The organism is Rhodoferax sp. (assembly GCF_025354435.1).
In the GTDB taxonomy this organism is placed as follows: Bacteria; Pseudomonadota; Gammaproteobacteria; order Burkholderiales; family Burkholderiaceae_C; genus Rhodoferax_B.
This window is the reverse complement of record NZ_JANXMU010000045.1, coordinates 91204-111461: the sequence shown is the minus strand read 5'-3', so window position 1 is coordinate 111461 and position 20258 is coordinate 91204. Positions and strand designations below refer to the sequence as shown.

16 protein-coding genes are annotated in these 20258 nt (G+C 63.8%); 8 read left to right on the top strand and 8 right to left on the bottom strand.

Annotated features, from left to right (window positions below; genetic code table 11):
* Position 1 precedes the first annotated feature (1 nt).
* The 3 genes from betA (at position 2) to Q0T48_RS12250 (ending at position 4690) form a co-directional block, all read left to right on the top strand.
* Entirely contained in the window at positions 2–1672 is a 1671-nt protein-coding gene (betA, locus tag Q0T48_RS12260) for a choline dehydrogenase (protein ID WP_295956725.1), read from the top strand.
* Positions 1673–1687: 15 nt separating this feature from the next.
* Positions 1688–3079 (top strand): L-serine ammonia-lyase, encoded by a 1392-nt coding sequence (locus Q0T48_RS12255; RefSeq protein ID WP_295956722.1) that lies wholly within the window; start codon positions 1688–1690, stop codon positions 3077–3079.
* Positions 3080–3211: 132 nt separating this feature from the next.
* Complete coding sequence (locus tag Q0T48_RS12250; RefSeq protein WP_295956720.1) at positions 3212–4690, top strand: deoxyribodipyrimidine photo-lyase; 1479 nt, start codon at positions 3212–3214, stop codon at positions 4688–4690.
* A 47-nt stretch (positions 4691–4737) separates the two neighbouring features.
* On the opposite strand, the gene Q0T48_RS12245 is transcribed toward Q0T48_RS12250, so the two are convergent.
* Genes Q0T48_RS12245 through Q0T48_RS12220 form a run of 6 tightly spaced genes read right to left on the bottom strand, consistent with a single transcriptional unit; the run spans position 4738 to position 14249 of the window.
* Positions 4738–10416 carry an Hpt domain-containing protein gene (locus Q0T48_RS12245; protein WP_295956719.1) on the bottom strand — a complete coding sequence of 1893 codons (5679 nt, stop codon included), beginning with the start codon at positions 10414–10416 and terminating at the stop codon, positions 4738–4740.
* Between the two features lie 42 nt (positions 10417–10458).
* Positions 10459–12684 (bottom strand): methyl-accepting chemotaxis protein, encoded by a 2226-nt coding sequence (locus tag Q0T48_RS12240; protein ID WP_295956717.1) that lies wholly within the window; start codon positions 12682–12684, stop codon positions 10459–10461.
* A 22-nt stretch (positions 12685–12706) separates the two neighbouring features.
* Positions 12707–13237, bottom strand: a complete 531-nt coding sequence (locus Q0T48_RS12235) for a chemotaxis protein CheW (protein WP_295956715.1) — start codon at positions 13235–13237, stop codon at positions 12707–12709.
* A gap of 13 nt (positions 13238–13250) precedes the next feature.
* A complete protein-coding gene (locus Q0T48_RS12230; RefSeq protein ID WP_295956712.1) occupies positions 13251–13628 on the bottom strand; it encodes a response regulator in 378 nt (125 codons plus the stop codon).
* Positions 13628–14026, bottom strand: a complete 399-nt coding sequence (locus tag Q0T48_RS12225; RefSeq protein ID WP_295956710.1) for a response regulator — start codon at positions 14024–14026, stop codon at positions 13628–13630. Before Q0T48_RS12225 ends, Q0T48_RS12230 begins: the two co-directional genes overlap by 1 nt.
* 49 nt (positions 14027–14075) lie before the next feature.
* Entirely contained in the window at positions 14076–14249 is a 174-nt protein-coding gene (locus Q0T48_RS12220) for a rubredoxin (protein ID WP_295956708.1), read from the bottom strand.
* 95 nt (positions 14250–14344) lie between these two features.
* On the opposite strand from Q0T48_RS12220, the gene Q0T48_RS12215 reads away from it, so the two are divergent.
* The 5 genes from Q0T48_RS12215 (at position 14345) to Q0T48_RS12195 (ending at position 19521) form a co-directional block, all read left to right on the top strand.
* Entirely contained in the window at positions 14345–15346 is a 1002-nt protein-coding gene (locus Q0T48_RS12215) for a bifunctional hydroxymethylpyrimidine kinase/phosphomethylpyrimidine kinase (RefSeq protein WP_295956705.1), read from the top strand.
* A complete protein-coding gene (gene hemL / locus Q0T48_RS12210) occupies positions 15330–16643 on the top strand; it encodes a glutamate-1-semialdehyde 2,1-aminomutase (protein ID WP_295956704.1) in 1314 nt (437 codons plus the stop codon). Before Q0T48_RS12215 ends, hemL begins: the two co-directional genes overlap by 17 nt.
* Before the next feature lie 120 nt (positions 16644–16763).
* Positions 16764–17417, top strand: a complete 654-nt coding sequence (locus tag Q0T48_RS12205; RefSeq protein WP_295956701.1) for a hypothetical protein — start codon at positions 16764–16766, stop codon at positions 17415–17417.
* A 198-nt stretch (positions 17418–17615) separates the two neighbouring features.
* Entirely contained in the window at positions 17616–18224 is a 609-nt protein-coding gene (locus Q0T48_RS12200) for a TetR/AcrR family transcriptional regulator (protein WP_295956699.1), read from the top strand.
* Positions 18225–18228: 4 nt separating this feature from the next.
* Entirely contained in the window at positions 18229–19521 is a 1293-nt protein-coding gene (locus Q0T48_RS12195) for an MFS transporter (RefSeq protein ID WP_295956698.1), read from the top strand.
* A 98-nt stretch (positions 19522–19619) separates the two neighbouring features.
* Here Q0T48_RS12195 and Q0T48_RS12190 read toward each other — a convergent pair whose 3' ends face one another.
* Both Q0T48_RS12190 and Q0T48_RS12185 read right to left on the bottom strand, forming a co-directional pair.
* Positions 19620–19910: a putative quinol monooxygenase gene (locus Q0T48_RS12190; protein WP_295956696.1), complete on the bottom strand. Its 291-nt coding sequence runs from the start codon at positions 19908–19910 to the stop codon at positions 19620–19622.
* Between the two features lie 24 nt (positions 19911–19934).
* A complete protein-coding gene (locus tag Q0T48_RS12185; protein WP_295956694.1) occupies positions 19935–20255 on the bottom strand; it encodes a c-type cytochrome in 321 nt (106 codons plus the stop codon).
* Positions 20256–20258: the final 3 nt, after the last annotated feature.

Below are 20258 nucleotides of genomic sequence, written 5' to 3'. Positions count from 1 at the left end.
CATGACCACTGAAAATTTCGACTACATCATCGTCGGCGCAGGCTCTGCAGGCTGCGTACTGGCCAACCGCCTAACCGAAGACCCGGACGTGAAAGTGCTGCTACTGGAAGCCGGGCCGGGCGACCGCAGCATCTTCATCCACATGCCGTCGGCCTTTGCCTACCCGCTGGCCAACGACAAGTTCAACTGGTTCTACCATTCCGAGCCCGAGCCCTTCATGGACAACCGCCCCATGTACTGCCCGCGCGGCCGGGTGCTGGGCGGCTCGTCCAGCATCAACGGCATGGTCTACATCCGCGGCCACGCGCTGGACTACGAAGGCTGGGCCAGCTACAAGGGCCTGGAAAACTGGTCCTACGCAGACTGCCTGCCCTACTTCCGCAAGGCCGAAAAACGCGGCAAGGGCGGCGACAGCTACCGGGGCGACAGCGGGCCGCTGAACGTATCCACGGGTGCCTGTATCAACCCGCTGTACCAGGCCTTCATCGAAGCCGGGCAACAAGCAGGTTACGCCTACACCGCCGACATGAACGGCTACCGCCAGGAGGGCATTGGCCCCATGGACATGACTGTGCACAAGGGCCGCCGCTGGAGCACCGCCATGGCCTACCTGCGCCCGGCCATGAAACGCCCCAACCTGCAGGTACGCACCCGGGCGCTGGTAGCCAAGGTGGCCTTTGCGCCAGACACCAGCCCGCCGCGCGCCATCGGTGTAGAGGTGGTCAACGGCCACCGCACCGACCTCATCCTGGCGACCCGCGAAGTCATTCTGTGCGGCGGTGCCATCAATTCGCCCCAGTTGCTGATGCTCTCGGGCGTGGGCAACCCAGACGACCTGCGCAAGCTGGGCATCCCCATCGTTGCCGCGCTACGCGGCGTGGGGGCGAACCTACAGGACCACCTGGAAACCTATGTGCAGTACATGTGCAAGGAACCCATCACCCTGTACAGCGCCATGAACCCCGTGGCCAAGGTGAAGATTGGTGCGGAATGGATGCTCAAGGGCACCGGCCTGGGGGCTACCAACCACTTCGAGTCGGGCGGCTTCATCCGCAGCGCGGCAGGCGTGAAGCACCCCGACCTGCAGTACCACTTTCTGCCCATGGCCATCCAGTACGACGGCAGCGCGCCCGCCAGCTTCCACGGTTTCCAGGCGCATGTGGGGCCGATGCGCCCGACCAGCCGCGGTGCCGTCACGCTCAAAACCGCCAGCCCCAAGGACGCGCCGCGCATCCTGTTCAATTACATGGCCACTGAGCAGGACCGCAAGGAAATGCGCGCCGGTATCCGCCTGACGCGCGAGATCTTCAACCAGCCCGCGTTCGACAGATACCGCGGCGATGCCGTGTCGCCCAAAGACAGCGTGCAGACCGATGCCGAGATCGATGCCCACATCCGTGAGCACGGTGAAAGCGCCTTGCACCCGTCCTGCACCTGCCGCATGGGCACCGACGACATGGCCGTCACCGACGGCTCGGGCCGCGTGCACGGCATTGCCAATCTGCGGGTGGTGGACGCGTCCATCATGCCCGACGTGGTCAGCGGCAACCTGAACGCACCGACCATCATGCTGGCCGAAAAAATGGCCGACGTGATCCGTGGCAAGGCCGCCTTGCCACGCTCGGACGCACCTTTCTTTGTCCATCCCGATTACCTCACCGCACAGCGGTAACCAGAGAACTCCCCCATGGCCGTCAGTGTTTTCGACATCTTTAAAATCGGTATCGGCCCCAGTAGCTCGCACACCGTCGGCCCCATGCGCGCCGCTCGAATGTTCACCGAACGGCTGGCCCACCAGGGTCTGCTGGGTGCGTGTGCCAAGGTCGAGGTCAAGCTGTACGGCTCGCTGGGCTCCACCGGCAAGGGCCACGGCACAGACAAGGCGGTCTTGCTGGGCCTGGAAGGCCATGACCCGGAAAGCGTGGACGTGGAAGCCATTCCCGCCCTGCTGGAAGCCATCCGCACCACCGGCCTGCTGCGCGTGGGCGGTGTGCACCCGGTGGTGTTCAAGGAAAAAGACCACCTGGCCTTCTACCGCCGCGAGACCCTGCCCTTCCACCCCAACGGCATGCGCTGCGTAGCCTATGACGCAGACGGTGCCGAGCTGCTGAACCGCTGCTACTACTCGGTGGGCGGTGGCTTTATCGTCAGCGACGAGGTGGCCGCCGACGGCAACAAGCAAAAGGTGCTGGCCCCCGACACCACCGTGCTGCCGTTCCCCTTCCACAGCGGTGACGAGCTGCTAGCCCGCTGCAAGGGTGCGGGCATCTCGATTGCCGAGCTGATGCGCCGCAACGAACAGCACTGGCGCAGCGATGCCGAGATCGACGCGGGCCTGCAAAAGATCTGGGCGGTGATGCAGGCTTGCGTGGTACGCGGCTGCCGCACCCAGGGCGTGCTGCCCGGCGGCTTCAAGGTCAAGCGCCGCGCCGCCGACCTGTTCACCAAGCTCTGCGCGAATCCCGAACTCGCCCTGTGCGACCCGCTGCAGGTGCTGGACTGGGTGAACCTGTACGCCCTGGCCGTGAACGAAGAAAACGCCGCTGGCGGCCGCGTGGTCACCGCGCCCACCAACGGGGCCGCGGGCATCGTGCCCGCCGTGCTGCACTACTACGTGCGCTTTGTGGCCACATCGACACCCAGCGGGGTCATCGACTTTCTGCTGACCGCCGCCGCCATCGGCATGCTGTACAAAGAAAACGCCTCCATCTCGGGTGCCGAAGTGGGCTGCCAGGGCGAGGTGGGCGTGGCCTGCTCGATGGCCGCTGCCGCCCTGTGCGCGGTCATGGGCGGCACGCCAGAGCAGGTCGAAAACGCCGCCGAAATCGGCATGGAACACCACCTGGGCCTGACCTGCGACCCGGTGGGCGGCCTGGTGCAAATACCCTGCATCGAACGCAACGCCATCGCCTCCGTCAAAGCCATCAACGCCGCCCGCATGGCCTTGCACGGCGACGGCAGCCACTTTGTGAGCTTGGACAAGGTCATCAAGACCATGCGCGAAACCGGTGCCGACATGATGACCAAGTACAAGGAAACGGCGCGAGGCGGGCTGGCGGTGAATATTGTGGAGTGCTGAAGCGACCCGCCCACGTATACTATTAAATTTATAGCTACTGGCGTATGTACTACATGCACTAGCGCCCTAAAACACTCAAATTTTCAGTATCGGCAGTTCGTCGCGCGCAGGGCGCACCGTTAACATCGTGCCATGCTAGAACGCCCCTCCCGAAAATTCGCCACCGGCCTGGTCTGGTTCCGCCGCGACCTGCGTAGCTTTGACCATGCAGCACTTCACCACGCGCTCAGGTCCTGCCAGCAGGTGCACTGCGTGTTTGTGTTTGACACCGAGATTCTGGACAGCCTGCCCCGCGCCGACCGCCGGGTGGAATTCATCCAGGCTTCGGTCGCCGAGCTGGACACCGCCCTGCGCGCCCTGCAGCCCAGCACCGGTCTCATCACCCTGCACGCAGCGGCACGTGAGGCGATTCCGGCGCTGGCCAAGGAGTTGCACGCCCAGGCCGTGTTTACCAACCACGACGACGAACCGCAAGCCCTGGCCCGCGATGCCGTGGTGCTGGGAGCTCTGGCGCATCTGGGCATTGCGCTACATACCTTCAAAGACCACGTCATCTTTGAGCGCAAGGAACTGCTGACCCAGCAGGGCCGCCCCTACGGCGTGTTTACGCCCTACAAGAATGCCTGGCTGAAGAAGGTGGACGACTTTTATCTGAAGTCTTACCCTGTGGAGAAGTACGCCGTGCGGCTGGCACCACGCAAGAATCCCCAGCCCGTGCCAAGCCTGCAGGCGCTGGGCTTTGAATCCACCAACCTGGCCCAACTGAAACTGCCCACCGGGCAAAGCGGTGGGCAGCAGCTGTTTGAAGAATTCTTCGAGCGCATGGACCAGTACCACGCCACCCGCGACTTCCCGGGCATCAAAGGCCCGAGCTATCTAGGTGTGCACCTGCGCTTTGGCACGGTGTCGATTAGGCAGATGGCGGCGGCCGCGTATCCGCTGCATCTGCAAGGCATCCAGGGGGCCAGCGTGTGGCTGAGCGAACTGGTGTGGCGGGATTTTTATGCGCAGATTTTGAGCAACTTTCCGCACGTGGCGCAAGGTGCTTTCAAGCCCGAATACGACGGTATCGCCTGGGAGCACGGCAAGACCGCCAAGGCCCTGTTTGCCGCTTGGTGCGAGGGCCGCACCGGCTACCCGCTGGTGGATGCCGCCATGGCCCAGATCAACCAGACCGGCTACATGCACAACCGCCTGCGCATGGTGGTGGCGAGCTTTTTGGTAAAAGACCTGGGGTTGGACTGGCGCTGGGGCGAGGCCTACTTTGCCACCCACCTGAACGATTTTGATTTGTCGGCCAACAACGGCGGCTGGCAGTGGGCCAGCTCCAGCGGCTGCGATGCCCAGCCGTACTTTCGCATCTTTAACCCGACCAGCCAGAGCGAAAAGTTCGACCCCGAGGGCAAGTTCATCCGCCGCTACCTGCCGCAGTTGGCCAAGCTGCCCAATGCCGCCCTCCACGCACCGTGGCTGGCCAAACCCATGGAACTACAGGCGGCGGAGGTGGTACTGGGCACCACCTACCCACTCCCCGTCGTGGCCCACGACGAGGCCCGCGCCCGCACCCTGCTGCGCTACGCGGTGGTCAAAAAGCCCCAGGCCTTACCTTGACCCAAACGCTATTAAATAAATAGCTACTAGTGTATGTAGATATTACGCTAGAGGCCTAAAACACCCTCAGTTTTAGTGGTGTAACGCCGCACCAGGCTGAGCAGCTCTTCTTCCGGGTAGGGCTTGCCCAGATAGTGGTTCACCCCCAACGCACGGGCATGTTCGCGGTGCTTCTCGGCCATGCGCGAAGTGATCATGATGATGGGCAAATCTTTCAACGTGGCATCGCTGCGGATGTTGCGGGCCAGGTCAAAGCCGTCCATGCGCGGCATTTCGATGTCGGACAAGACCAGGGCGGGTGTTTCGTCACGCAGCCGTTCCAGTGCCTGCAGGCCGTCGTTGGCCAGCGCCACGCGGTAGCCTTCGCGCTGCAGCAGGCGCTGGGTGACGCGGCGCACGGTGATGGAGTCGTCCACCACCAGCACCAGCGGCGTGTGTTGCACGGTGGGCAGCAGCGGGGCCACGTCTCCCACGCCCATTTGCCACTGGCGGGCATGCGCACCGTAGACCGACGACAGCGCCACCGGGTTGTAAATCAGCACCACCGCACCCGATGCCAGCACCGACATACCAGACAAACCCGGCAGGCGCGACAACTGGGGGCCGAGGTTTTTGACCACCACCTCCTGGTTGCCCAGCACCTCGTCCACGTGCAGGGCCAGGCGCTGCGCCGCGCTGCGGAAGATCACCACCGCGCTGTTTTTGCCGGGTGGTTCGGTGCTGTGTTGCGACACCTGCAGCAGCGCACCGGCCCAAAAGAACGGCACCGCCTCGCCCGCCACATCCACCACATGGCTCTCGTAGGCTTGGGCCAATTCGGCCTGCGGCATGCGGCGCACCACTTCGATCACGTTGGCGGGTACGCCGATGGACAGCATGCCCATACGCAGCATCACCACCTGCGTCACCGCGGTGGTCAAGGGCAGCACCAGCTTGAACTGCGTGCCCTGCCCGGCGGCGGTCTTGGTTTCAATGCGACCGCCCAGGGCCAGCACTTCGGCGCGCACCACGTCCATGCCGATGCCGCGCCCGGCCAGCTCGGTGATCTGCGCCGCGGTAGAGAAGCCGGGCAGGAAAATCATGTCGGCCACGGCGGCCGGGTCCAGCTCTGTATCGGCCTGCACCAAGCCTTGGGCCACGGCTTTTTGGCGGATACGGGCCATGTCCAGCCCGGCACCGTCGTCGGCAAAGCGCACCGAGATGTCGTTGCCCTCGTGGTGCAGCTCGACCAGGATGTTGCCAATGGCGGTTTTACCCGCTGCCGTGCGCACCTCGGGCAGCTCGATGCCATGGGCCACGGCATTGCGCAGCAGGTGCTCGAAGGCCGGGGCCATGCGGTCCAGCACGCCGCGGTCCATTTCGATGGAGCCGCCGGTGATGTCCAGCTTGATGAGTTTGCCGGTGTCTTTGGAGGCTTGGCGCACCACGGCGTAGAGGCGCTCGGCAATGCCTTCAAATTCCACCATGCGGGTGCGCAGCAGATCGCGCTGCAGCTCGCGGGCCTGGCGGGCCTGGATGACCAGGTCGTCCTCGGTGCCCTCGATGGTGCGCTGCAGATTGCGCTGCACCGTACCCACGTCGTTGACCGACTCGGCCATCATGCGGGTCAGCTCTTGCACCCGGGTGAAGCGGTCGAATTCCAGCGGGTCAAAACCCTGCGCCGTGTCCTTGGCCAGCGCCAAACGCGACTGCATTTGCGATTCGGCCTGCACTTCGATGTCGCGCAAATGGCCGCGCATGCGGTCTAGGTTGCCAGTCAGATCGACCAGCGCACCGCGCAACTGGGACAAGCGCGCCTCCAGCCGGGTGCGGGTGATGATGACCTCGCCCGCCTGGTTGACCAGCCGGTCTAGCAGCTGCGAGCGCACGCGCACCGACTGGTGGGCCATCAGCCGTGGCGCAACCGGCAACACCGGGGTGGGCAGCGCGGGCGTGAGCAGGGTGATGATGGCCGAGGTTTCGGGCTTTGCCTCTGGCGCGGGCGCGGGGGCTGCCACGGCCTCGCTGGGCGCACGCAGATGGACTTGGCGCAGGCCGTCCATATTGGCTTGCAAGGCATCAAAGTGCGACAGCAGGGGCTCTATCTGTGCGGACTGCAAGGGCTCGGAGCCCAGGTGCTCAATCTCGGTTTCCAGCCGGTGGGCCAGTTCGCCCAGGCGCAAGGCACCGGCCAAACGGGCGCTGCCTTTGAGCGTGTGCAGGGCACGCAGCACTTCGTTGCGGGCACCGCCATTTTCGGGTCGGGCCCACCACTGGCGCAGGGCTCCGCCCAGTTGCGGCAGCAGCTCGGAAGCCTCTTCTTCAAAGATGGGAAACAGATCGGCATCGATCACGTCCACCAGGTCGATTTCGTCGTCGAAGTCGGACTGCACGGGCGCAGCAAAATCGGGTATTGCTTCGGCGGGAACGGGGGCTTCGACGGCCGACACGGTAGCCAGGGGCTCCGGGGCCGCATCCAACAGTGCCAAATCAGCCAGGTCTTCTGCATCCGCATGCTCTTGCGGCTCGGGCACCTCGGGGGCGGCCAGGGACACGGATGCAGAGGCATCTTCCAGCAAATCGCGCAGCGCCTGCAGCACACTGGGGTTGGGCTCTTTGAGGAAACCGGCGGCAAACTGGTGCAACAGGCGGCGGATATCTTCGGCCGCATCGGTAAATATTTGCGCGTGCTGGGACGTGCCTTGGTGCAAGAGCTGCACATGTTCCAGCGCCGACTCCAACGCCCGGGCCATTTGCGACAGCGCCTGGAAACCCACCGTAGCCGAGCTACCCGCCAGCGAATGCGCCAACGAGACGGTTGAGTCCGGTAGAGGCTGGTGCAGCTCCAGCGACCATTCGCTGAGTTCGGTCAGCAGACGGCGTGACCATTCATCGGCCTCGTTCAGGTAGACGTTGTACAGGGGGATGCCGATGCGCAGCGGCCCGATCACCTTGGTGGCGTCGTCGAGCTCGGGGGGGTCCAGCGGGGCGGTATCGGCAACGGCTTCTTCGGGTTCAAGCTCGGGTACCGCTTCGGGTACGGGCTCTGGCATCGGCGCAGACAGCGCCTCGGCCACGAATTCCTCTACAACAGGTTCTACGGTGTCCTCGACTGCTGCCTCTACCACCGGTTCGGCAACCGGTTCAGGCACGGCATCAGGTACCGGAGGCAACTCCTCCAGCAACGACTCTGGTGTGATCACATCGGCCAAGGCCTGGGGCACGGCCAGTGGTAGATGGCGCAGCTCCAGTCGACGGGCATCGGCAGAGGCGCGGAACGGCTGGGCGCGCCAATGGCCTGCCGCACCCACGGCGATGTCTTCCACCCACAGGCCAAAGGCGTTCAGAGCATCGCTGGCGACCTGCAGCAAATCAGGGTGGGCGGGACTTTGTTCGGCCAGCCAGCCGTTGACCATTTGCTCCATAGCCCAACTGGCTTCGCCAAATTCAGACAGCCCCACCATCCGGGCACTGCCCTTGAGGGTGTGGAAGGCGCGGCGCAGCGTAATTTGCGGCCCCACACCGCTGGGTGCGGCCTTCAGCGCAACGACAGCACCCAGGCCGGTTTGCACCACCTCGCGGGCCTCGTCCAAAAAGATGCCCAGCAACTCGGCATCTTCTTCGGGAGCGTTCGCCTCCACGGCAGGCGTCGCAGGCTCGGGAGCCGGGGTGACTTCGGTCACACGCCCTTGTCCGGGCGTGGCAGTGGTCAGAGTGAACTCGGGCTCCAACGCGGGCAAAAGTTGTACCGATACCGGCTCCAAGGCCTCTGCGGGCACAGGCACGGCAGGCGGCACCAGTGGCGCGGCTCCGGTCGCCAGGTCCAGGTCCAGCAAGTCGGGCAGTTCGGAAATAGCCCACGGCTCGGCATCCAGCAGCGGCAAAGGAGCTTCTGCCTGCGGGGCCGACTCGGCCGCCAGCTCTGCCACATGGGCGCGCTCTTCGAGTTCATCCTGGAACGGTGCTTGCACCGAATCTGCGGCCGAGACCGTGCTGCGGCCCATGGCCAGTTTGAATTCGCCCGCCTCTTCGTCGTAGGAAAACAGTTTTTTGGCCAGGGCCCGCTGGTAGCCCAGCATGTCGATCAAAAAGCCCAACGCCCCCAGGCTGTTCCCCAGCTTGTCAAAACTGGCGGCTTGGGCCATAGGATCACCCAAGTCATCGGCCATGTAGCCATCGACCGTTTCGCGCATGCGCATGACGGCGTGCGAGGCCTGGTCCAGGCCCAGCACCGACAGCACACCGCGCATTTGCGTCAGTTGGTGCGCCACCTTGGCCAACGGCACTTTCTCGCGCGGGGTTCGGAAAAACTGGTCTAGCGCCTGCTCGACCTCGGCCAGGGTGTGGCGCAGCTCATCCACCACGCTGCCCATGGTTTGCCGGTCGCTAACGCGGTGGTACAGCTCTTCCATCCACGGGGCCAGCGGCTCGGGGCTACCGCCCTGCCCCACCACGGTCAAACGGTCGGCCAGCAGAGTGGCGCGTTCGGCCAGCTCGGCATCGGCCTGGTCCAGCTCTTCAAACGCGGCCTCCAGGTACAAGACCGAGGTGGCGACTTCCATGCCCAGTGCGGCCGAAGGCGGGGCCTTGGAGCGCACCGTGGACTCGACCGCCTGGGTCAAGGCCTGGGCCAGCACCGCGCTGCCGGCATGCAGCTTGGTCAGCGACTCGCCCACCATGGCGAACTGGTCCAGAGCAGGCTTGAAGCGGTGTGTATCGCCCCCAGCCAAGGCCGACCAGGTTTCCGCAGCTGCCGCCAGCCGCTTGCGCGCCTGGGCCAGCAAAGCCGGGTCAAACCGGCCGAAAGGCCGCATTTCGTAGTCGATCGGCGCGTGGCGCTGCAAGCCATAGGCCTGGCGCACGGCTGCCAGCGTGGGCGCATCGGCCGCCCGCACTGGCACGGCCTGGGCGCAGAAAAACAGCATGTCCTGCACCAGACGCGGGTTGACGGTGGCATCGCCCTTGGCCAGTGCGGCGTACTGGGTCAATACCCGCGAAGCAATCCGCTTGGAATACACGTCGGGCGCAAAAAGCCCCAGCGACAGTGCTTCAAAATACGCAGCGGCGATGTTCCAGAAAACCTGCTCGGGCTGGCGCTGCTGATGCTGTGCAAAACCCAGGCAGATGCCGACAAGTTCCTGGGCGGCCACCGGATCGCCGGTCTTTACCACTTTCAGCACGCACTGGTCGAGCCGCGCCCGCAGCGCAGGCGCATAAGCCAAAGGCGGCACCGGTTCGGCCACCGCAATATCCCGCCAGTGCGGCTCCATCGGCCACAGATCGGCCGGATGCACCTGGGTCACACCGGCCAGTGCCTGCACTTCGCGGTATTGCGGGAACAGGCCCACCGACGACACCGGCTTGCTGGCCAATACGGCCTCCAGGTAGTCCACCACGGCAAAACTGGCCCGTTCGATCTTGTCCACGGCATCCGGTGTGCACAGGCTGGGGTTGTCCAGGCATTTAGCGACTGCCGATTCCATGGCGCGCAGCAGCAGCGACGGCGGCATCATGCCCACCATCTCCAACGCGCCCACGGTCAGGTGCAGTTGCTGGAGTGCGGCACCCAAGTGGCTGGTATCGGGCACGGCAAAACCGGCGGCCTGCGATGCATCTGCCTCGCGCACATAGCGCTTGAGGGATTTGACGGCAACATCCAAGGTTTTGCGTAGCTCGTCCAGCACCCAGGCCAGCGGACCCAGGTCGTGTTCGGGGGCATCTTCGGTGGTGGATGCGGAGAGGGACATAGAGGTGTCTGTAGCGGCAGGGGGCGACAACAGCATGGCGGCTTACTTGATTTTGAACCGCGCCACCGACAAGCGCAATTCTTCGGCCATCTGGGACAGCTCCCGCACCTGGGCCGCTGTGGTCCGCGTGCCTTCGCCGGTCTGCTCGGTCACTGCAAAAATGTGCTGGATGTTGTCGGCTACCACGTTGGCTTTTTCGGCCTCGCGGGAGGTGGCCTGTGAAATCTGCTCGATCAACTCGGCCAAACGGCGCGACACATGGTCAATCTCGGTCAGGGCCGTACCGGCGCTGTCGGACAGGGCCGCACCGGCCACCACCCCCTGGGTAGAACGTTCCATGGCGGCCACGGCATCCTGGGTGTCGGTCTGGATGGCCTTCACCAGCGCGGCAATCTGGCGCGTCGCATCGGCCGAACGCTCGGCCAGCCGCTGCACTTCTTCGGCCACCACCGAGAAGCCCCGCCCAGCCTCGCCTGCTGATGCGGCCTGGATGGCAGCGTTCAGCGCCAGCACATTGGTTTGCTCGGTAATGTCGGAGATCAGCTCGGTGATTTCGCCAATCTCTTGCGAAGACTCGCCCAGCCGTTTGATGCGCTTGGAGGTTTCCTGGATCTGGTCGCGGATGGAGTTCATGCCGCCGATGGCGTTTTGCACCGCCTGCAGGCCCGAGTCGGCGGCTTGCAGCGACTGGCGCGCCACCGTGGCCGACTCTTGTGCCTGGGCGGACACCTCGTTGATGCGCGAAGCCATGTCCAGCACCGAGCGACCGGTTTCGCGGATTTCACGCAGCTGTTCGGTCGATGCGGCCAGCAGCTCGGTCGAGGTGCTGTCCACCTGGGCGGTAGTTTGGGCCACCTGGGTGGCGGTGTTTTGCACGCTGCCCACCAGGGCGCGGAGTTCTTCCACGGTGTAGTTCACCGAATCGGCAATCGCACCGGTGATGTCTTCGGTCACCGTGGCCTGCTGGGTCAAATCGCCCTCGGCCACCGCCTGCAGTTCGTTCATCAGCCGCAAAATCGCCGCCTGGTTGGCATCGTTGACGCGCTTGGTGCCTTGTTGCGACGACTCGGCATCCAGCCGCTGCATTTCGGCCGTGGCCTGTCGTTTGCGGCTACCGCGCAGCTGCACGGCGGCCAAACCGGCCGCGCAGGCCAGCGCCAGCAGCGCCGACAACACCAACACCACGATGGCCACCAGGCCCAAACCGGTTTGCGACGACAGCTTGTCTTGCAGCTCTTCCAGTTGGCGGCGCAACGGCTCGCTGTCGGCCACCACGGCGGTTTGCGCCTCACGGGCCGACACCAAACCCTGCAGATTGCCCAGAATGGCACCGGCCTGGGTGCGGGTTTCGTCGTACAGCTTGAGCAAGGCGTTGAGCTGCTCGCGGGTGGCTGCATCTTTGGCTGCACCCAAACGCAGTTCCGGGCTGCCGTCCAGCAGGCCCTGGGTGATTTCCTTAAACGAGTTCAAGTCTTTGCCCAGCAGGAACACCGCCTCGGGGCTGACGCCTTCCATGGTCTGGAATTCATTCGCCGACTTGCCAATGCGCTGGGTCAGCATCACCAACTGGCCCGCTGCCGAAATCTCGGTGGGGCTGGCAGCCTGCTGTAATTTGAACGAGGCGATGGTCTCGGCGATTTCCAGCAGATCGGACGACTGGCGGTTAATGGTGTGCAGCGCGGCACCCACCTGGGTCAAGATTTTTTGCTGGCCCATAACGGTGGCAGCGTTCTTTTCAGCCCGCTCCATCAGGGGGGTGATTTTGGCGATATCGGTCTGGGCATCGGCGTTAACCGCCGTCAAACGCGCATCACCGGCTTGCAGGCCGCGCACGTTCTTGGCCAGCACGTCGGCGCTTTCGGCCACGTCGGCAAAGGCTGCGGTGCTGCCCACCAGGGCTTGCGAGACCGATTTAGCCAGCCGCTGTGACTGCATCAGGGCCTGGCCGGTAGCAGCCAGTTGCTGCGCGACGGTGTCGGCACGGTGCAAGGCCCATACCGCCCCCACAGCCAGCACCAGCAAGGCCGCAGCCATCACCACTGCCAGAATCCGCTGATGGGCCGTGATACGCCGGTTGCCCAGCAAGGGCAGCTTCACCCATTCGTCCGCCGCGTCGGGCACGTGGGCGCTGACAAAGCGGCTCTCGCTGAAGTCCGCACCGGACCGCGCCGAGTCATCCGAGTGCTCGGGGTAGTCGGCCACGGTATCGGTGTCCTCGGGCTGGTCTAGCGTTGCATGGGGGAAATTCTTGTCGTCAACAGCAGGCATGGTGCAGCTTTCTGGAGGGGCCCTAAGCACTGATGCTCAGAAAAGAAGGAAGTTGGGACAGGTTCAGCAGGTTGATTTCCTGCCAGGGCAGACCGGCCGCATCGGTGTGGACGGGGCCAAAATAACTGGGGGCACCCTCGGCAGCGGGTGCCGATGCGGTAAATGAATCCAGGCCGCGCAAGCCACTGAGCTGGTCTACCAGCAGCGCGCAGTTGAGCTCCATGCCCGCGTTGAACGACAACAGGCTGCACTCGGACAAGGCGGCATCGCTGCGAAGCGCCAGCGTGTCGGGAGCCATGAAGCGCACCAGATCAACCACACCGCACAGGCCGCCACGCAGATTCGCCACGCCCATGAACCAGGCCTGGGTGTAGGCCGCGGGCTGCACCGGGGTCCACGGAAAAATTTCGCCGCATTGGGCCAGTGGAAACAGGTAGCGGGCACCGCCGACATGGGCCGCCAACCAACGCACCGACAGCCCTTCGCTGCGGGCCGCTTGCAGGCGGGAGGCCAATCGGGTTTGTAGTTCTCGGAGCGCTTCGCGGTTCGCCATGGGTGCCGCTACCCTACTTCGAAGTACTGTTCAAGGCGCCGATCTTGGCCTTCAGCTCGGCAGCGTTCACCGGTTTGGTGATGTAGTCGCGGGCCCCCTGGCGCATGCCCCAGACGCGGTCGGTTTCCTGGTTCTTGCTGGTGCACATGATGATGGGCACGTCGGCAAACTCAGGGTTGCGGCTGATGGTGCGGGTCAGCTGGAAGCCGTTTTGCCCCGGCATTACCACGTCCATCAGGATCAGGTCCGGCTTTTGCTCGGCCAGGCGGCGAAAGGCCTCGTCGGCGTTTTCCGCGGTGCGCACCGACATGCCATTTTTTTCCAGCAAGTCGGTCAGGTACATCAGCTCGGTCTTGGAATCGTCCACGATCAGCACGTTGTGGATAGGCATCAAATGGTTCCTTGCAAGGCGGCACCGAACTGCTGCACCGCCTGGAGCAGCTGGTCTTTGGTAAACGGTTTGGTCAAATAGTCTTGCGAGCCCACCATGCGGCCACGGGCCTTGTCAAACACACCGTCTTTGGACGACAGCATGACCACCGGAATGGACGCAAATTTAGGGTTGCGTTTGATGATGGCGCAGGTCTGGTAGCCATCCAGCTTAGGCATCAGGATGTCGCAAAAAATCAGCTGCGGCTGGTGGTCGTTGATCTTGGACAGGGCATCAAAGCCGTCCTCGGCCAGCAACACCTCATGCCCGCCTTGTTTCAGGAAGATTTCAGCACTGCGACGGATCGTGTTGCTGTCGTCCACCACAAGGACTTTGAAAGTCGTGGCAAGCGTACTCACGTGACACCTCTTCTGGAAAGAATAGGACAACGCGGACGGTCGCCGCGCATCAAAGTTGAACCATCTCGAAATCTTCCTTACGAGCACCGCATTCAGGGCAGGTCCAGTTCATGGGTACCAGGGCCCAGGCGGTTCCTGCGGCAATGCCCGAGTCGGGGTCGCCCGTGGCTTCGTCATAAATCCAGCCACAAATCAGGCACATCCAAGTTTTAGAGTCAGTCACAGCGTAAAAAGCCTTAGCAATAGAATGAAAAGGATTGTATAGACGCAAATTATTGCCTTGACCATTTTGTACGCGGCCCATGCCGATTTAGGCCCATGACTTCCCCAACTCCCCCCAAAAAACCTCCTGCCGACGATTTGCCCGATGTGGCCGAAGTGCCAGAAGCCCTGGAAGAGGCCGAAGACGACCCGCTGGAAGGCCCGGCCTGCGTGATGGTGTTCAACGCCAGCGACCCCAGCGGCGCAGGCGGCTTGGCGGCCGACACCACCGCCATTGCCTCGGTCGGCGGCCATGCCCTGCCCGTGGTCACCGGGGCCTATGCCCGCGACACTGGCGAAATTTTTGAGCACTTTTGCTTTGACGAAGAAGCCGTCACCGAGCAGGCCCGCGCGGTGCTGGAAGACATTGCCGTGCAGGTCTTCAAGGTCGGCTTTGTCGGCAGCCCGGAAAACGTCAGCGCGATTGCCGAAATCACCTCCGACTACGCCGACGTGCCGGTGGTGGCCTACATGCCCAACCTATCGTGGTGGGACGAGGACAAGATCGAAGACTACCTGGATGCCTTCCGCGAGCTGATGCTGCCGCAAACCACTGTGCTGGTGGGCAACCACAGCACACTGCGCCGCTGGCTGCTGCCCGACTGGAGCGGTGAGCGCAACCCTACCCCGCGTGATATCGCCAAGGCCGCCGCGGCCATGGGCGTGCCCTACACCCTGGTCACAGGCATCCCTCTGCCCGACCAGCACGTGGAAAACGTGCTCACCAGCCCGCAGGCCGTGCTGGTCAGCGAAAAGTTCGAGCTGTTTGAAGCCGTCTTTGCCGGTGCGGGCGAAACCCTGTCTGCCGCGCTGGCTGCGCTATTGGCCAGTGGCAGCGACCTGGCCGAAGCCACCAATGAAGCCATGAGCTACCTGGACCGCTGCCTGGACGGCGGTTTCCGCCCCGGCATGGGCCACATCCTGCCCGACCGCATGTTCTGGGCCCAGCCCGAAGACGACGACGCACCGGACGACGGCAGCGACCCCGACCAACCCTTAGACGAAGAAACCCTGCGCGCAATCGCCGCATTAGAGGCCCCGAATGAAACCCGACACTGATCTGAACCAAGCCCTGTTTGACCGCGCCGTCAAAGTCATCCCCGGCGGCGTAAATTCCCCCGTGCGCGCCTTCAAGGCCGTGGGCGGCACGCCGCGCTTTGTGCAGCGCGCCCAAGGTGCCTACTTTTGGGATGCCAACGGCCAGCGCTACACCGACTACATCGGCTCCTGGGGCCCGATGATCCTGGGCCACGGCCACCCCGCCGTGGTCGAAGCGGTACAAAAAGCGCTGCTCGAAGGCTTCTCGTTCGGTGCGCCCACCGAGCGCGAAGTCGAACTGGCCGAAGAAATTTTGTCGCTGGTGCCCTCCATGGAGATGCTGCGCCTGGTCAGCTCCGGCACCGAAGCCGCCATGAGCACCATCCGCCTGGCGCGCGGTGCCACCGGCCGCAACAAGATCATCAAGTTCGAAGGCTGCTACCACGGCCACGCCGATGCGCTGTTGGTCAAGGCCGGTTCCGGCCTGGCCACCTTTGGCAGCGCCACCAGCGCCGGTGTGCCACCGGAAGTGGTGCAGCACACCCTGGTACTGGAGTACAACCACATCGCCCAGCTGGAAGAAGCCTTTGCCCTGCACGGCAAGGACATCGCTTGCCTGATGATCGAGCCCATCGCGGGCAATATGAACTTTGTGCGCGCCTCGGTGCCCTTCATGCGCCGCTGCCGTGAGCTGTGCACGCAGTACGGCGCACTGCTGGTGTTCGACGAAGTAATGACCGGTTTCCGCGTCGCCCTGGGCAGCGCCCAAAGCGTTTACGCCAAATCCATCCCCGGCTTTGCCCCCGACATGACGGTGCTGGGCAAGGTGATTGGCGGCGGCATGCCGCTGGCGGCCTTTGGCGGCTCGCGCGCGGTGATGGAACACCTGGCCCCGCTGGGCACGGTGTACCAGGCGGGCACGCTGTCGGGCAACCCGGTGGCCACCGCCTGCGGGCTGGCCACGTTGCGCGAAATCCGCAAGCCCGGTTTTTATGAAGCCCTGTCTGCTACCACCCAGTCGCTGGTCAGCGGCCTGCAGGCTGCTGCCGATACCGAGGGCGTCGCCTTCAGCAGCGACAGCGAGGGTGGCATGTTCGGCTTCTTCCTGCTCGACACCCTGCCAAGCAACTACCCGCAGGTCATGAAGACCAGCGGCCCACGCTTCAACCACCTGTTCCACGGCCTGCTGAACCGCGGCGTGTACATCGCCCCGGCTTTGTACGAGGCCGGTTTTGTCAGCGCCGCCCACACGCCAGACGACATTGCGACCACCGTAGCAGCGGCGCATGCAGTTTTCAAAGAACTATCAAAAATATAGCTACTAGCGTAGGTTTTACCTGTGCTAGAGGCATTTTTTGTATAAATTTTTCTGTGGGAAAATTGAAAATACGCGGTAAAGCCTGAAACTTTTCGGGCCTCCAGGCGTTTAATCATTACCATGAAAAAGATTCTTCTCCTCAGCGCCTTGACCCTGGTCACAGGCTTCGCGGCCGCCCAGGAAACCGGGCGTGTGATCTCCAGCACCCCCATCAACCAGCAAGTCGCCGTGCCCCGCCAGGTGTGCAGCAACCAGCAGGTGGCGGTGGAAACCCAGCGCTCCGGTGCGGGGGCCTTGATGGGCGGCATTGCCGGTGGTGCCATGGGCAATGCTATCGGTGGTGGCGGTGGTCGTGCGGCGGCCACCATGCTGGGCATTGTGGGCGGGGCCATTTTGGGCAACAGCATCGAAGCGCCCGGCCAGACCCAGCTGCAAACCGTGCAAAACTGCAGCACCCAAACCTTCTTTGAAAACCGCAACGCAGGCTACAGCGTGGTCTACGAGTACGCGGGCAAGCAGTACACCACCACGATGCCCAACGACCCCGGCCCGACCATCGCGTTGCAAGTCAGCCCCATGGGCAGCAGCAACATGCCGCCCGTGCGTGCACCGTTACAGCAACAGGTGATTTCGGGCGACTACTACCAGCCCGAACCCGCCTACACCGTGGCCGCCCCGGTGGTTGTTCAGGCCGTGCCCTATTACCGCCCCGCCGTGCCGATTGGCGTAGAGCTGAACTTCGGCTACCAGCGCGGTGGCCGCTACTGGCGCTAAACCACGCTACTCCACCGCCTAAAAAGACCGCCCTGCGCGGTCTTTTTTTTCGCCTGCTTACTATCGTAAACATAGCTGCTAGTGCAGACGCAACCTACGCTATAGGCTGATTTTGTATAAATTTTCTCTTTAATAGATTGTTATTGACATCTATTATTCATGATGCCTACAATCTATTAACCATCCGCAGGACCATCCATGCCCCGAGTTTCACGCGCCCAGACCGACAGCAACCGCCTCGCCATCGAAGCAGCCGCCTCGCGCCTGTTCCGCACCCGGGGCATCCAGGGCTTAAGCCTGGCCGATCTGATGGCCGAGGTGGGGCTGACCCACGGCGGCTTCTACGGCCACTTTGCGTCCAAAGACGCGCTGGCGGCCGTGGCCTGCGCACAGGCGTTTGCGCAATCCACCGCCCGCTGGACCCAGCGTGCCGCCGCCCAGCCAACCCCTGCCGCCGCCTTGGGCGCTATCGTCCAGGCCTACCTCACCCCCCAAAGCCGCGACGATGTGGGCACCGGCTGCCCGCTGCCCTCGCTGGCCGGGGATGTGGCCCGGGAGGCTGCCGACAAGCCCATCCACGCCGCCTACCTGGCCGGCGTGACCAGCCTGCTCTCGGTGCTGTTGCCGCTGCAAAACACCGGTGACGCCGCCGCCGACCGCAGCCAGTCGCTGGCGCAGCTCTCCACCCTGGTCGGCGCACTGGTGCTGGCCCGGGCCACGCAGGGCGAAGCGCTGTCGGATGAACTGCTGGTGGCTGCGCGCGAACACCTGCTGGCCACCATTTCCCCAACCTCCCCCCACGTCTAAAACCATGTTTGCACAACCCGTTTCCCTCTGGCTGCAACGCCGGGGCATCCACTTTTCGTGGGCCATCCTGGCCATCGTGTTCCTGACCATGCTCAGCTCGTCGGCCGCGCTGGGCCTGCCCGGTGCCTTCTTGCAACCCCTAAGCAAAGAGTTCGGCTGGAGCACCGACCAGATCTCCAGCGCCATGGCCTTGCGCTTCATGCTGTTCGGGCTGATGGGGCCGTTTGCCGCCATCCTGATGGAACGCTACGGCCTGCGCACCATCATCTGCACCGCCCTGGTCCTGGTGGCCAGCGGCCTGCTGCTAGCCACGCAAATGACGGCGCTGTGGCAGTTGGTGTTGCTGTGGGGCGTGCTGCTGGGCGTAGGTTCGGGCATGACGGCCCTGGTACTGGGCGCGGTGGTCGCCACCCGCTGGTTTGACCAGCGCCGCGGCCTGGTGCTGGGTATGCTGACGGCCAGCTCGGCCACCGGGCAACTGGTGTTTTTGCCGCTGGCGGCCTGGCTAATTGAGCGTTACGGCTGGCGCGTGGCCATCACGCCGGTGTTCATCACCTGCCTGCTGGTGGCACTACTGGCTTTTTGCTTCATCCGCAACCGCCCGCAAGACCTGGGGTTACGCGCCTTTGGGGCGAATCCCGACGTGCCCGACGCACCGCTGCCCAACAAGCGCCTGGGCTTCATGGAGCCGCTGAACGTGCTGGGCAGCGTCTCTAAAAGTTCGACCTTCTGGGTGCTGTTTGGGACCTTCTTCGTCTGCGGGCTCAGCACCAGCGGGCTGATCCAGACGCACTTCATTTCGCTCTGTGGCGACTATGGGCTGGCGGCCCTGCCTGCGGCTTCGGTGCTGGCGATGATTGGCGGCTTCGACTTTGTCGGCACCATCCTGTCGGGTTGGCTGTCCGACCGCTTTGACAACCGCAAGCTGCTGTTTTGGTACTACGGCCTGCGCGGGCTGTCGCTGTTTTGGCTGCCGCATTCGGACTTCACGCTCTACGGCCTGTCGTTGTTTGCCATGTTCTACGGGCTGGACTGGGTGGCCACTGTGCCGCCCACAGTGAAGCTGGTCAGCGCACATTTCAGCAAAGAGCGCGCGGGCATGATTTTCGGCTGGGTGTTTGCCGGCCACCAGCTGGGCAGCGCGGTCGCCGCCTACGGGGCCGGGCTGACGCGCACGGTGATGTTCTCGTACACCCCGGCGCTGTACGTGGCGGGCGCGGCCTGCCTGGTGGCGGCCACGGCGATCTTGCTGGCCAAGTCGACAGCCAAGCCCCGTAGCCAGCCCGCATCCGCATGAGGATGCTATTTAAAATATAGCTACTAGCGTATATGGCATATGCGCTAGCGGCCTATTTTTTCTAAAAACACAATTTTCAGGTGCAGGCCAGGAATGCCCTAAGCCACCTGGCGCATCTGCAGCAGCTCAGATTCACCCACCCAGTCGCCCGCCTGGGCGCGGAAGGCGACACTGTGGGCACCGGCAATGTGGTTTTCCCAGGATGTGCGGTCGGCCCAGCGCTCGTAAAACAACACCTTGCCGGGCTGGCCCAGGTCTTCGTGCAGTTCGTAGGCGATGCAGCCTGGCTGCTGGCGCGACAGCTCGACCAGTGCGGTTTGGGCAGCGACCAGCACGGCTTCAAAACCGGGTTTGGCCTGGGCGCGGGCGATGATGATGAGATCGGACATGGGAAGTCTCCTGTTATGAATGGCTTAAGGCGATGGTTGGGATAGGACCCAGCGGGCGAGTGCCAGAGTTTCTGCATCCGTCAGTTGCGGGTGCCGGGGCATGATGACACGGCCCCAGGCCCCCACGCTGCCGTTGCGAATCTTGCCCGCCAGCCGTGTCGGGGCATCTGCATCGCCCCGGTAGCGCGCGGCGATTTGTGCAAAGCCGGGGCCGATCTGTTTTTGCACCATGCCGTGGCAGGCCATGCAGTCGGATTTCTGGGCCAACTCCTGGGGCGGGAGCGACTGGGCTGCGGCTAGCCCGCTGCCCAACAGCACGGCCAGGGTCAGCGGGGCACGCAGCATGCT

Excerpts from the sequence above, each read along its gene's own strand:
- Q0T48_RS12255 (WP_295956722.1), top strand. The coding sequence starts at position 1,688 with ATGGCCGTCAGTGTTTTCGACATCTTTAAAATCGGTATCGGCCCCAGT.
- Q0T48_RS12185 (WP_295956694.1), bottom strand. The coding sequence starts at position 20,255 with ATGCTGCGTGCCCCGCTGACCCTGGCCGTGCTGTTGGGCAGCGGGCTA.
- Q0T48_RS12205 (WP_295956701.1), top strand. The coding sequence starts at position 16,764 with ATGAAAAAGATTCTTCTCCTCAGCGCCTTGACCCTGGTCACAGGCTTC.
- hemL (WP_295956704.1), top strand. The coding sequence starts at position 15,330 with ATGAAACCCGACACTGATCTGAACCAAGCCCTGTTTGACCGCGCCGTC.
- Q0T48_RS12215 (WP_295956705.1), top strand. The coding sequence starts at position 14,345 with ATGACTTCCCCAACTCCCCCCAAAAAACCTCCTGCCGACGATTTGCCC.
- Q0T48_RS12195 (WP_295956698.1), top strand. The coding sequence starts at position 18,229 with ATGTTTGCACAACCCGTTTCCCTCTGGCTGCAACGCCGGGGCATCCAC.
- Q0T48_RS12200 (WP_295956699.1), top strand. The coding sequence starts at position 17,616 with ATGCCCCGAGTTTCACGCGCCCAGACCGACAGCAACCGCCTCGCCATC.
- Q0T48_RS12190 (WP_295956696.1), bottom strand. The coding sequence starts at position 19,910 with ATGTCCGATCTCATCATCATCGCCCGCGCCCAGGCCAAACCCGGTTTT.
- Q0T48_RS12240 (WP_295956717.1), bottom strand. The coding sequence starts at position 12,684 with ATGCCTGCTGTTGACGACAAGAATTTCCCCCATGCAACGCTAGACCAG.
- betA (WP_295956725.1), top strand. The coding sequence starts at position 2 with ATGACCACTGAAAATTTCGACTACATCATCGTCGGCGCAGGCTCTGCA.
- Q0T48_RS12230 (WP_295956712.1), bottom strand. The coding sequence starts at position 13,628 with ATGCCTATCCACAACGTGCTGATCGTGGACGATTCCAAGACCGAGCTG.
- Q0T48_RS12250 (WP_295956720.1), top strand. The coding sequence starts at position 3,212 with ATGCTAGAACGCCCCTCCCGAAAATTCGCCACCGGCCTGGTCTGGTTC.
- Q0T48_RS12235 (WP_295956715.1), bottom strand. The coding sequence starts at position 13,237 with ATGGCGAACCGCGAAGCGCTCCGAGAACTACAAACCCGATTGGCCTCC.
- Q0T48_RS12245 (WP_295956719.1), bottom strand. The coding sequence starts at position 10,416 with ATGTCCCTCTCCGCATCCACCACCGAAGATGCCCCCGAACACGACCTG.